This window comes from Mycolicibacterium novocastrense, from assembly GCF_001570485.1.
Taxonomy (GTDB): domain Bacteria; phylum Actinomycetota; class Actinomycetes; order Mycobacteriales; family Mycobacteriaceae; genus Mycobacterium; species Mycobacterium novocastrense.
Map to the genome: position 1 here is coordinate 1 of NZ_BCTA01000060.1, position 12,015 is coordinate 12,015.

Consider the following 12,015-nt stretch of genomic DNA (forward strand, 5'->3'; position numbering starts at 1 on the left):
CTACCACTGCAACCCGCGCCATCACAGCATCGCGTTGACTCCGATGCCGGGTGTGCGGGGACTGCACCACGTGATGGTCGAGGTGCAAAGTTTTGATGACGTGGGGATGGCTTATGACCTGTGCATGTCGCGCAACATTCCGCTGAGCATGACGTTGGGGCGCCATGTCAACGATCGGATGGTGTCGTTTTACGTGCGCACACCGAGCGGGTTTGACCTCGAGTACGGCTGGGATGCGGTCACCGTCGACGAGGAAACCTGGACAGTCGCTCAGTACGACCGACCCAGTGTGTGGGGCCACCAGATGGTCGCCCAAACACCACCAGGCGCACTCGAAGCCGCAACAACATGAACGCCGCAATCACGAAAACATCTGTCCAAGAGAACATTACGCAGCCCAATCCAAGAAACGTAGGAGAAGTACATGTCTATTGTCGGTAAGAACGACATTCAGCAACTGGTAGCGGCGGGCCAAGAAGGCCTTGCTAAGGGCCGTCTGCCCGCCGGGCTGGTCGCCAACGCAGAACTCCACAAGCTCGAAGCTCAGCGAGTCTTCGGCCGGTGCTGGCAATTCCTGGCCCACGAGACGGAGATCCCCCAGGCAGGGGATTACGTGGTCCGATATCTGGGTGGCGGTTCGATCATCGTTGTCCGCGGCGAAGACGGCGAAGTGCGCGCCATGGCGAACTCGTGTCGGCACCGCGGAACAATGCTGTGCCGCACGGAGATGGGCAACACTTCGCACTTCCGCTGCCCCTATCACGGCTGGACCTACCGCAATACCGGAACTCTGGCGGGTGTACCCGCACAAAAAGAGGTCTATGGGGTCGAGATGGACAAGAACGAGTGGAGTCTTACCCAGGTTCCGCGCCTCGAGAACTACCGCGGAATGATATTCGGTTGCCTGGACGAGAAGGCAGAACCTCTCGTTGATTATTTGGGCGATATGGCGTGGTATCTGGACCTGATCACCCAGAAGTCCAAGGGTGGACTGGAGGTGCGGGGTGAGCCCCAGCGTTGGATCATCGACTCCAACTGGAAGCTCGGCGCGGACAACTTTGTCGGGGACGCCTACCACACGTTGATGACGCACCGATCGGCGGTCGAGCTCGGTCTGGCCCCGCCCGATCCGAAATTCGCATCGGAGCCGGCGCATATCAGTCTCTCCAACGGTCACGGCCTCGGCGTCCTCGGGGTAACGCCCGGGCAACCGATGCCGCCCTTTATGAACTATCCACCCGAGATCGTCGATGGACTCGCAGCGGCTTACGGCGATCAGGACCGCGCAGACATGCTTCAGCGTTCGGCCTTCATTCACGGCACGGTCTTTCCCAACCTGTCGTTCCTCAACGTCCTCATCGGTAAGGACAACAAGTCAATGCCAGTGCCGATGTTGACATTTCGGCTGTGGCGTCCACTGTCACACGACACGATGGAAGTGTGGTCGTGGTTTCTCGTCGAGAAGGATGCCGACGAAGAGTTCAAACAGCAGTCGTATGAGACCTACGTACGAACGTTCGGCATCTCCGGTGTGTTCGAACAGGACGACGCCGAGACTTGGCGCTCCATCACTGCGGGAACGCAAGGCATTCTCGCAGGCAGCCAGACACTCAACTTCGAGATGGGCATGGGTGTGCTGACCAGCGACGACACGTGGAAGGGGCCCGGTCGTCCCCTGTCCAGCGGGTACGCGGAGCGTAACCAACGCGAATTCTGGGGTCGCCTGTTGGAGTTACTCACCGACTCAGGCGATGACGCCAGCGAAACCGAGCCCAAACCCCAACTACTCGCGCAATCTCGGACCAATGCAGACGAGGTCGCCTGATGAGGCATCAGGCACCTGCTTGTCTCACAACCACAATCAACCAAGTCATAAAGGATGGTGTGCCATGGTAGCGACGGTCGAGCAACAGCTTCTGCTCCGCTGCGAGATGGAGAACTTTCTGTTCGAAGAGGCGGAGCTGCTGAACGACGGCCGGTTTCACGACTGGCTAGAACTGTGCGCCGAAGATATCCACTACATCATCCCGGTGCGCGTGAGCAGAGAACGCGCCAACGGCGACGGAAATTCGACGACCATGACCCACTGGGATGACGACTACGCAGGCTTGCAGCTGCGGGTGCTACGTCTGGACACCGAATACGCATGGGCAGAAGATCCGCCCTCACGGATCCGACACCACGTGTCGAATGTGCGGGTACGCCCCGGCGCAGGGACGGACGAATACGATGTCCGCTCCAACCTTCTCGTGTTCCGCAACAGGGGGGACAGTCCGCAGCACGACCTCATCTCTGCGGAGCGCCACGATGTCATCCGCCGCAGTGAGATGGGCCTGCGGTTAGCGAGCCGACGGGTAGTGCTTGATCATGCCGTTGTCGGGACCCACAATCTGGCTAACTTCTTCTAACGGGGCGACGTTGAGCTTGCATTACTTAAAACCTAGAAAGGTACAGTCGTGACCGGCGACCACGGTGCGGCGACGACCATCGCGAACGAGTTCGCCGTCGTCACCGTCGACAAAATCTTTACCCGCAATGGAGAGCGGTTGGAGATTGCCAGCCCCCGCCTCGGCTTCCGAATTCAGCTCGACCCGTTGGAACTTGAGAGTTTGTCATGGCAGACCAAGGAAAGCCTTTCGAGGTTTCTCGAGGACCCGTACGGTCCTGGCCATTGACCTCGCGCACGTCAGTGAGCAGGGGATCGTTTCCTACTTGACGCCCTTTCCCCAATCGTGAAAGGACGTCTGTGATGACAACTGCAGGTGCTGCGCGGCGGCGTGCCTTGGTCCTCCGCTCGATCCATCGCGGTGGAGGGGTGCACTTAAGTGAGGAGTGGACAAGTGATCCATGCGGAAGTCGATCCACGTCGGTGCTGCGGCTACCAGTTGTGCGTGGACGTCGCGCCAGTGTCTTCGCTATCAACGCGGCTGGGAAGGCGGAGATATTGGTGCGCGACATTCCCGCTGATCTAGAGGTCAACGCCCGCGCGGCAGCACACGAATGCCCGTCGGCAGCGATCACCGTACGTGCTTCCGGATCCGCGCAATGACACCCTAAATGTCTTCCTCGGGTAGGTTCACCCCCAAACGACCGTCCGCCGTTGTCGCAGGCGCTCACCCGGCGCCGTCTGATCTCTTCCGTGGTGCGACCTTCCGCCTACTATGTCTCTGCTTCTCACGAGCACGCTAGACGTGATGGGATTGTCAGAGGTTGACCTGTGAGAACGGCTGTCTGAAGCCTCCCGCGTTTGATGCACACCTCTCTTCTTGGGAAGGTGCATATCGTGGCGAACAAGTACGACCCGGAGACCCGGGCCAGGGCTGTGCGTCTGGTGCTGGATCACCGTGAGGACTATCCGAGTGATTGGGCGGCGATCACCGCGGTGTCCAAGCGGTTGGGGATGACCGCGGAGACCCTGCGCAACTGGATCCGCCAGCACCAGGTCGACGACGGTGCGCGTGACGGGGTCTCCAGCGCGGCGGCTTCGGAGATCCGGGCGCTCAAGCGGCGCAACGCCGAGCTGGAGCAGACCATCGAGATCCTGAAGGCGGCAACGACTTTTTTTGCGCGGGAGAGCGACCCGCGCAACCGCCGCTGACCGCCACGGTCTGCGCGTTCATCGCCAGTCACCGGGACCGTTTCGGGGTCGCTCCGATCTGCCGCGTGCTCACCGAGCACGGGGTGTCCATCGCCCCGAGAACGTTCTACGCCTGGGCCACGCGGGCCCCGTCCAAACGTGCCTTGTGGGACGCCACGATCACCGAGATCCTGGCTGGCTACTACGAGCCCGACGCGCTGGGTCGCCGGCGGCCGGAGTCGCTGTACGGGTCGTTGAAGATGTGGGCGCATCTGCAGCGTGAGGGCATCCCGGTGGCCAAGTCCACCGTAGAACGGCTGATGCGCCGTAACGGCTGGCAGGGAGTCCGGCGCCAGAAGAAGGTCCGCACCACCATCGCGGACCCGGCGGCGCTGCGGCCACCGGATCTGGTGGACCGCCAGTTCGGGGTGGCTGCCCCCAATACGCTGCTGGTCGCCGACTTTACCTACGTCAAGTTGGTGACCGGGATCTTCGTCTACGTCGCGTTCGTCATCGACGCCTACGCCGGGTCGATCGTGGGCTGGGAGGCCTCAGCCTCCAAGCACACCCGCTTCGTCGAGTCCGCGATCCGCCAGGCCGCCGCGCTACGCCGCCGCCAAGGCCACCCGATCGAGGACGGCATCCACCACAGCGACGCAGGAAGTCAGTATACGAGCGTGAGATTTGGTGAGACACTGACTCTTTCAGGATTACGCCCGTCGGTCGGCAGTATCGGGGATGCTTACGACAACGCGTTGGCCGAGACCACCATCGGACTGTACAAGAACGAATGCATTCGGGCGGATTCCCCGTTCCGCCACGGTGGACTGCCCACCCTGGGCGACGTCGAATACATCACCGCCGACTACGTCGCCTGGTTCAACCAGCAGCGCCTCATGCACCGCCTGGGACGCATTCCACCCGCCGAAGCCGAAGCCCGCTACTATTTCGAACTCGTGACCGACCAACCGGGCGGCTCACAGAACCCCGAGGGTGCATGAAACCCGGGAGGCTTCAGGATGCCAGAAGTGCTCAACCCACCGGCCTGCACGAACGGAAGGCGCGACGAGAAGCAAAATCGTGGTGATTATTCAGTGCCCCACTGTGTAATACATTCCGCACTCAAGGTATGCAGACCCCTCAGGCCCGATTGGCTCCTCCATCTCCGCTGGCATGGATCTGTGAGCGCAGGCTATTGCACACGCAAGCTGGTATCGGATGTGTTCCCGCCAGAGGCGCGAATCCCCTCCGGACGGCACTCGCACCGGGGTGCGATCGCACCAGTCAACGCCACGCGACAACTGTCGAGCTGACGCCGGCAAGCTCACACAGCTCCAGAGCGTCCTTCAACAGCAATATCGGGGTCGGGGCGGTCGCCGGCCAGCACACCATCGAGGTGGACGATGCACGCGGCAGCCAGTGACCCTGCTGCCCGGAGAAAGGGCAACACGCGTCTACAAGAATCACTCTCTGCTTAACAGAGTTCTCCATTCACTAGAATATTTCGAGTGCATGCGGTTGGGTGACGCAGGAGCCTGAGTCGGAGGCCAGGCCTTCCGCGCTGGTGTTCGACGGAGCGACAGATTCTGTCGGCGAACTGCGGTTACCGCAGCGAGAAAATGAGGTGTTACCAATGGCGGATGGGCCGAAGATGGCAGGATCGTACTTCAGCCGACGCGAGACCGTATGCACCGAACAGTTGAGCGCGGCCGAGCACCTCGCTTCGGAAATTTTCACACCGCACCGGCTCCGCTACTCCCGTCGCGGCCAGCGTTTGAATGCGCGGCTCAGCGCCGCACGAATCGGTGCTGTGACCGTTGGCTACCTTCGGTACGGTGCAGATGTCGAGCTCGTCAATTCGACTGCGCTCGATGATTACCACATCAACGTTCCCCTCACCAGCTACGCCGATTCGTGGTGCGGCTCAGCCACGGCCCAAGCGACGCCCACGCAGGCGGCGGTTTTCCTCCCAGGCCGTCCTGCCGGCATCAAGTGGGCCGCCGATTGTGGTCAGCTGTGCGTGAAGTTCAGCCGCACGGATCTGGAATACGAACTCGAGGGCTTGCTTGGACGACCTGCGGTTAGGCCGCTGAATATCGCGCATAGCATGGACCTGACGGCGGACAGCAGTCGTGCGTGGCTTGCGCTGCTATCGGTCTTGTATCGGGAGGTCTCTCGCCCTGAGAGCATCGTGCAACATCCGATGACCGGGCGACATTTCGAACAGTTGCTCATGCATGGGTTTCTACTCGCCCAACCTCACTATCAGGCCATGGCGCTCGCCGCCGACCAACACGCAGCGCCGCCGCCCAAAGTACTCAGGACAGCTCTCGACCTAATCGAGGAGCATCCCGAACGGAGTTGGACGACAACCGATCTTGCTCGCGAGGTTGGTATCAGTGTCCGCGCTCTTCAAGAGAGCTTCAAGCGGCACGTCGGGCTTCCTCCGCTCACGTATCTGCGCGAAGTCCGGCTGATCCGTGCGCATGCAGAACTGGCGGCGTCGTCTGAGAGTGCCGTGACTGTTGCCCGCGTAGCGATGAAGTGGGGCTTTGGTCATCTGGGCCGCTTCAGCGCGGAGTATCGGCGCAAGTTCGGCGTCACTCCCCAACACACCTTGCGCGCTACCTGAACATCGCCTTCGAACCGCGTCATTGCTAGGCCAGGAATCGGTCGACGGTCTTGATGATCTGGTAGGCGACCCGCAGCGTCGGTATATCCATGCCCAGTTCTTGAGCGGCGGCGAGATAAGGCGCCAGCATGAAGTCGACCTCGGTCTTACGTCGTCGCAGAACATCCTCGTACATCGAGGGGTGTCCCGAGTTTCCCTTCTCGCGCATTACTCTGCCTTGCCCGATGACAAACTCGATCGCGTCGGCCGTCGGAAGGGCATCGAGTTCCTTCAGGCGGGAGAGAGGCGCAAAGAAGTTCATCGGCTCGTAGCCCTTCGCCCGGTAGACCCGAAGAAGGTCCTTTGCCAGCGCGACGAAGTACATCGCTCCCTCGCGCACCTCCATGCCCTCGAAGACCGAGGCGTCAGGGATTGCGCCCAGTGCCGTGACCGACCACGCGGCCGCCAGCGCGATCTGTGCGAGCTTTTCCCACTCGACCTGCTCGATGTTGCCTACCGCCTTTGCAGGAAGGCCGGCGTTGGTGAAGGCAGCCGTCAAGTCGTCGACGCGCGCACTAGATGTCCCGTCAAGTTCGCCGAAGTAAGCGGTCACCTCAGCTGTAAGGTGATTTCTGACGAGCCCCGGTTCGAGCAAGGTGCCGCCCTCGATGGTGGAGGCTCCGATCACCCTGTCGGGCCCAAGCCACCCGGCGAGCGTCGCATCCTTTTCGACGGTGTTCTGCACCGACAACGCGCTGCTCACGACATCGCGCAGGCCGTCAGCCTCTGCCAGCGCCTGCGCCGTATCTTTGCCTTTCACCGCCAACACTAGGTAATCGAAGTGTCCAGTGGCCTTGGCGGTCTGGTCGACCGCTGTCAAGTTGTCGGTGATCACCAGGTCGCCCCGACGGCCCGTGATTCGGAGGCCGTCGCGGGTGATCGCCTCGGTGTGCGCCGGCCTACCGACCAGGGTGACATCCACGCCAGTGTTCGCCAAATAGCCGCCCAGGACCGAACCGAGCCCGCCCGCGCCGAGGATCAAGACGCGCATCAAATAGCCTCCGCGGCCGTCAGTTTCTCCTGCAGAACTTCGCGCTCCGGAGCAGACAGCCGGGCTTTGACGGGCGGCCGTACCGGGCCGGCACGAAGCCCCAACAGCTCGAACCACGCCTTCAGATAAGGCATCGCCGCGACGTAGGAACCCGTTGCCGCGATGCGGCCGATGAGCACCTCTTCGTACACCTGGCGGATTGCGTCCAGCTTCGCCGACACAGGCAGTGCCCCCGCCAGTTCACCAGCGAAGGCAAGGTCGGTGTAGTGGTGCAGTTCCTGCCGCCGTTTCCCGTACAGGATCAGGGAGAGCTCCCCATAAAGCACCCGACCCCCGAAGATTGCAGCATCATGCGCCCAATAGCGCTCATTCGGCTCGCTGATGACAAGGCGGTCCCCGAAGCGGCGGCGTAATGCGATGCTGTCGGTCCAACTCAAAGTGCCATTCTTGATCCCGATGACGTTGGAGTGCTCGGCGATGCGAGCGACGGCGTCGTGGGTGTACACGAAACTGGATACCGGCGTCCGGTAGAGCACTAGCGCCAGCCCGGTGGCAGGCGCCACGAAGTCGAAGTAGTCTACGACGTCGTCGTCGGTCTTGAGCTGAACCGATGGGTTCATTATCTCGGCGCCGGTGAAGCCCAGAGACGCCACGAAGCGTAATCTTTCGACCGCCTGGTACGCCGACGAGTCCAGAATGATCGTAAACAAGGGAAGGCGGCCGGCGGTGGCGTCAGCGACTACCTCGTGGTAGCGCTGCCATTCGGCCAGTGTCATGTTCCATCCCTCAGCGAAAAAGCCGCCGACGACGAGTCCAGTGCAACCCATCTCCACAAACGCGTCGATGTTCTGCCGCAGACCGTCCTCGTCCAGCTCGAAATCGTCGGTGAGGGGCGTGACAGGACACATATAGAAGCCTCGAAGGTTCTCGGTGGCCCACGCCCTAGCATCGGATCCGAGCGGTGTCGTGATGGTCATCTTGTATGCGGTTCCTTCGGCGGTAGTTCGGCAGTTTGAGGGTTTGAGGCGGACCGACTCGCCTACTCCTCCGCTTAATGTTCGAAACTGACGGAGGGCGTTGGCTCTCTGCCGAACATTGCCGGGGAGAACCGTGGACGTCTATCCCGTAAGCGCTGCGGAGACTCCGATTCGCGCCCAACCTGTAGCACTTCGACCTTCTTGGAGATGCACCGATTCGATGCAAATCAGCGAGTCGACAGTGGTTCTGCACGTGATACATGCCTGCCAATTTCGGGCCCCCTTCCGCTGAGTGAAATTCCTCGGTTCGCCAGTCTCGAAGTCGTCGGTACCGTAGGCGCCGTGACAGCGTTGATCGACAGCAATCCCGACGGCGCCCTGGCGAGTCAGCAGGCGATCAGCGCGGAGATCGCGATCAAGTCCGTTCGCCGGCGTGATTGGGCTCAGCACGTCACATCGATTTCAGTTCTGGTTCGTGTGACACCGAATTCTCAGTGGCACTCCTTGCGCATCGATCGAAGAGCCGTGGCGAGCTTGATCCTCGCTGCGCCGTCGGCCGCTGCTGATGGGATCCCGTCCATTTTCGATCAGTGGGACGAGGCTGCGGCCGACCCGCCGACAAACTGCCACACTGATGAAATTGCTTACGAGTAACTCGATGCACGAAAAGCGCCCTTGCCGTGACAAATTCGACGCTTCGGTACCCACTCCACGCAGGGTGAAGACGGTCAAAAAGGGATCGGCGTCCGGTCTCCTGCCCCGTTTGACACTAGGTATCGTTGCAGTACTTGGCGTGCAAGCACTACTGATACCGCCAGCCGCGCACGGCGACAACAAGCGACTCAATGACGGCGTGGTAGCCAATGTTTACACCATTCAACGCCAGGCGGGCTGCCCGAACGACATCATCATTAGTCCGACCCTCCAGCTCGCTGCCCAGTGGCACGCGCGCGATGCGCTGGCCAACCGCAACGTCGACGGCGACATTGGATCGGATGGTTCCACGCCCCAGGTGCGGGCGGAAGCCGCGGGATTTAGCGGCGTGGTGTCTGAAACCGTTGCGATAAATCCAGCACTCGCGTTGAGCGGCATCGAGCTGATCAACCAGTGGTATTACGACCCGGTCGATTTTGCGGTCATGTCTGACTGTGCAAACACCCGGATCGGGGTGTGGTCAGAGAATTCCATCGACCGGACAGTTGTAGTTGCGGTGTACGGCAAGCCCCAATGAGTCAAGAAGCAAGTCAGCGCCCAGACTCTGCGGACTGCTCAACGCTTCCTGACAAGCCCCGCAAAGTGGTTCCCAGTGCATGACGCCGCGAGGCCGCGAAACGCACCTTCACTCCGATGGCGGCATCTATGTCCCTAAGCAGGGTCATTTCATACGAGGCTCCGCCGTCGGCAATCGCGACGGGCGATAACGCACTCAGCAGAACCAGAGCTGATCCAGCCCAACTCAAGCCGCGCCCACGAATGCTGACGGGTGCATCCCCCTGCAATGACAATTACACGTTTCTGCGGTTATCGAACGATGAATCCCATTGGCACCGCATTGTTCCACCGGGTGTCATCTTTTCCAGCAAGCCAACAATTCTGTGGACTCAACGAAGAAATACACGAAGGAGCCCGTTCAATGACGCTATCCCGTGACGAGATAGATGAATTCTCGGAGAGTATGGCACGAGCAGCAGGCCGCGACAGCCAGCACGTGGGGGAGGAGCACCTTGTCGTTAGCTCCGACGACGCGCATTGGATCCAGACTGGAAGCCCATCTCAGATTGGGCTGCTCCTACGAATACCTGCTCGCTCGGTAGAGTTTTTTCTGCAGAAAATTCCCGGGGGCGAGGGCAGTGACCTCCATCGACACGTGCATGAGTCGGTTCACTTCGTGCGACATGGCTCGGGTTGGTCGGAGATTGGCGATCAACGCGTCCGGTGGAGCGCGGGCGACTTCGTGTATACGCCGCCGTGGATCTGGCATCGCCACTATGCCGACGAGGGGCATGACGTGGAGATGATCGTCATCGAGAATTCCCGCCTACTGGCTGCGCTGGACGCCACCCAGAGGGAAAGCATGGGCAACACTAGCTTCGCCGACGCCTTCGGCGAGAAGTAGCGATTCGCTCCTCAGCGGATCGGAGCTGCGCACATCCGCTCGCGCGTCGACCTCGCCGGGCGAAGGAACAAACCCCGAAAACCTCGGCTACGCACATCTTTGGACGGCTTCGCCAATCATTGTGAAGGACGTCATGGCGTTCGTTTCGCGTTTCCGGAGGCGGATTTCGAAGGCCGGCAATGGTGCAATGCCCTAGGGCCGCTTCGAGCATGGCCAGGTGATCGCGCTTCAATTTCGCGGTTCGCTGGCAAGGCAACGGTGGGAGCGGATGATTTCGTCCGGTGGCAGCCGGTCAGTGTCAGGCACAACTAGGCTGTTTAGGGCGGCCGAATCCTGTTGTGCCGCAATAGTAAAGTCAGCATGGTGACGTCTCCGTCCCCCACGGTTAATGTGGATAGGAGGTTTGCCTAATATTACCAAACATTGAAATTCATCTGTCTCAACTATATGGCCTCCATACGGTTAGAGGTTGGCCTAGCCTCAGACTGTGCGCCAAACGGCAGATGCTGATGCCTTCTCACCCTGGTCGACGCGTGAGACTGAGCTGCTCGAGGTCGCGTTGCAGCTCCTGGAAGCGCGGGAATATGACGGGCTGACGGTCGACGCGTGCCACCCTCCGTGCCAGCAAGGCCACTATCTACCCGCGCTGGACCACCTCGACGGTGTTCGCCCCAATAACCGTAAGCGTCCGCCAGGTCGCGGACGTAATCGACACCGGAACGCTGTGGGGTTATCTTCTGGCTTGGCGCACGGGAATGCGTGCGCACCCACGTCGAAACTCTGCCACGGGTATCTACTACCGAGGTATGTAGTCTTGCGCTCAATCATCGTCGGCTGGCCAACAAGCGACCGCACCGTTCAGATTCTCGACGACATAGTCGTCCCACCCTGAATCCGTGGAACGGGTTGAGACCCAGTCGCTGGGCTACCTTCTGCACCGCTTAACTTCAGCGCTGCGTAACGAGGTGACCGCCACGTGCTCTCGCCGTTGGGTGTCTCCTTCCCTCAGTACCTATGCATGCGCTTGTTGTCGCAATCGCCCGGCATGTCCAATGCGCAATTGGCGCGCACTATCAACGTTTCCCCACAGGCGATGAACAGGGTGGTGCGGGAATTGCAGAAGCGCAGTTTAGTGGTACAGGCCACCATGGCGCCGTCTGGGCGATCACTTCCCATGGAGCTTTCGATTGAGGGCGCCGAGTTGCTCAACCGCACCAACTCCGGTGTGCGTGCGGCCGAATGTCGTGTTCTCGCCGAGTTCGCCGAGCAGGACCGGCATGAACTGCTGAAGCTACTCGCCATGCTCGGCCAGCGATAACCACCCTGAAATATTTACCGGCCTATCCGCGAGTGGTTACCTTGTAGCGGTGCCGCGGCCGGGCCGACGTTCTCGCGCCCAGCGCACCGGCGGAGGATCGCTTACGGAGGTAGGTTCCCTTGCCTGCCGCCGTCGCCGACCTTCTGCCGTATTCGGCGTCTGTGTTGACGACGGTTGAAGATCCGGCCAGTCGCGACGGTTGAAAAGTAGGCCACCCGATCAGATTGGATGGGTGATCTCCTTGGAAGACTGGGCCTTGATCCGGCATCTTTACCGCAGCGAAGGGCTATCGCAGCGGGCCATCGCACGGCAACTCGGCATTGCGCGAGACACCGTGGCGGCCGCGGTGGCAAGTGATGGTCCGC

General features: G+C 60.9%; 14 protein-coding genes. 12 read left to right on the forward strand and 2 right to left on the reverse strand.

All coding sequences use genetic code 11. The annotated features are described in order from the left end of the window. The 7 genes from RMCN_RS21085 to RMCN_RS21115 all read left to right on the forward strand — a co-directional run. A partial coding sequence (locus RMCN_RS21085; RefSeq protein ID WP_201028900.1) for a VOC family protein occupies positions 1–352 on the forward strand: 352 nt, incomplete at its 5' end. Between the two features lie 72 nt (positions 353–424). Continuing rightward, the gene (locus RMCN_RS21090) at positions 425–1,825 is read left to right on the forward strand and encodes a Rieske 2Fe-2S domain-containing protein (protein WP_067393321.1); all 1,401 of its coding nucleotides are present in this window, start codon (positions 425–427) and stop codon (positions 1,823–1,825) included. A gap of 64 nt (positions 1,826–1,889) precedes the next feature. Further along, complete coding sequence (locus tag RMCN_RS21095; protein WP_036348144.1) at positions 1,890–2,408, forward strand: aromatic-ring-hydroxylating dioxygenase subunit beta; 519 nt, start codon at positions 1,890–1,892, stop codon at positions 2,406–2,408. Between the two features lie 48 nt (positions 2,409–2,456). Further along, positions 2,457–2,675, forward strand: a complete 219-nt coding sequence (locus RMCN_RS21100; protein WP_011559095.1) for a hypothetical protein — start codon at positions 2,457–2,459, stop codon at positions 2,673–2,675. A 74-nt stretch (positions 2,676–2,749) separates the two neighbouring features. Next, a complete protein-coding gene (locus RMCN_RS21105) occupies positions 2,750–3,049 on the forward strand; it encodes a ferredoxin (RefSeq protein ID WP_225933553.1) in 300 nt (99 codons plus the stop codon). 234 nt (positions 3,050–3,283) lie between these two features. Beyond that, positions 3,284–4,578, forward strand: a protein-coding gene (locus RMCN_RS21110) for an IS3 family transposase (RefSeq protein ID WP_110765902.1) whose coding sequence is annotated in 2 segments (ribosomal slippage) — positions 3,284–3,566 and positions 3,566–4,578 — 1,296 coding nt in all. Because the reading frame shifts where the segments join, the coding sequence is not laid out codon by codon here. Between the two features lie 632 nt (positions 4,579–5,210). Next, positions 5,211–6,209 carry an AraC family transcriptional regulator gene (locus RMCN_RS21115; RefSeq protein ID WP_234787740.1) on the forward strand — a complete coding sequence of 333 codons (999 nt, stop codon included), beginning with the start codon at positions 5,211–5,213 and terminating at the stop codon, positions 6,207–6,209. A 25-nt stretch (positions 6,210–6,234) separates the two neighbouring features. Here RMCN_RS21115 and RMCN_RS21120 read toward each other — a convergent pair whose 3' ends face one another. After that, positions 6,235–7,239 (reverse strand): ketopantoate reductase family protein, encoded by a 1,005-nt coding sequence (locus RMCN_RS21120; protein ID WP_067393332.1) that lies wholly within the window; start codon positions 7,237–7,239, stop codon positions 6,235–6,237. Then, a complete protein-coding gene (locus tag RMCN_RS21125; protein WP_067393335.1) occupies positions 7,239–8,216 on the reverse strand; it encodes a dihydrodipicolinate synthase family protein in 978 nt (325 codons plus the stop codon). Before RMCN_RS21125 ends, RMCN_RS21120 begins: the two co-directional genes overlap by 1 nt. A 342-nt stretch (positions 8,217–8,558) precedes the next feature. On the opposite strand from RMCN_RS21125, the gene RMCN_RS31595 reads away from it, so the two are divergent. The 5 genes from RMCN_RS31595 to RMCN_RS21160 all read left to right on the forward strand — a co-directional run. Then, positions 8,559–8,870: a hypothetical protein gene (locus tag RMCN_RS31595; RefSeq protein ID WP_234787741.1), complete on the forward strand. Its 312-nt coding sequence runs from the start codon at positions 8,559–8,561 to the stop codon at positions 8,868–8,870. Continuing rightward, positions 8,851–9,447 (forward strand): CAP domain-containing protein, encoded by a 597-nt coding sequence (locus RMCN_RS21135; RefSeq protein WP_067393338.1) that lies wholly within the window; start codon positions 8,851–8,853, stop codon positions 9,445–9,447. Before RMCN_RS31595 ends, RMCN_RS21135 begins: the two co-directional genes overlap by 20 nt. Positions 9,448–9,849: 402 nt before the next feature. Continuing rightward, positions 9,850–10,332 (forward strand): cupin domain-containing protein, encoded by a 483-nt coding sequence (locus RMCN_RS21140; RefSeq protein WP_067393341.1) that lies wholly within the window; start codon positions 9,850–9,852, stop codon positions 10,330–10,332. Between the two features lie 976 nt (positions 10,333–11,308). Beyond that, entirely contained in the window at positions 11,309–11,650 is a 342-nt protein-coding gene (locus tag RMCN_RS21150) for a MarR family transcriptional regulator (protein ID WP_308206424.1), read from the forward strand. Between the two features lie 232 nt (positions 11,651–11,882). Continuing rightward, the coding region (locus tag RMCN_RS21160; RefSeq protein WP_409366064.1) for a MarR family transcriptional regulator at positions 11,883–12,015 on the forward strand (133 nt) is incomplete at its 3' end.

Coding starts and splice junctions, on each gene's coding strand:
- RMCN_RS21135 (WP_067393338.1), top strand. CDS start 8,851: ATGAAATTGCTTACGAGTAACTCGATGCACGAAAAGCGCCCTTGCCGT.
- RMCN_RS21090 (WP_067393321.1), top strand. CDS start 425: ATGTCTATTGTCGGTAAGAACGACATTCAGCAACTGGTAGCGGCGGGC.
- RMCN_RS21120 (WP_067393332.1), bottom strand. CDS start 7,239: ATGCGCGTCTTGATCCTCGGCGCGGGCGGGCTCGGTTCGGTCCTGGGC.
- RMCN_RS21125 (WP_067393335.1), bottom strand. CDS start 8,216: ATGACCATCACGACACCGCTCGGATCCGATGCTAGGGCGTGGGCCACC.
- RMCN_RS21140 (WP_067393341.1), top strand. CDS start 9,850: ATGACGCTATCCCGTGACGAGATAGATGAATTCTCGGAGAGTATGGCA.
- RMCN_RS21105 (WP_225933553.1), top strand. CDS start 2,750: ATGACAACTGCAGGTGCTGCGCGGCGGCGTGCCTTGGTCCTCCGCTCG.
- RMCN_RS21095 (WP_036348144.1), top strand. CDS start 1,890: ATGGTAGCGACGGTCGAGCAACAGCTTCTGCTCCGCTGCGAGATGGAG.
- RMCN_RS21115 (WP_234787740.1), top strand. CDS start 5,211: ATGGCGGATGGGCCGAAGATGGCAGGATCGTACTTCAGCCGACGCGAG.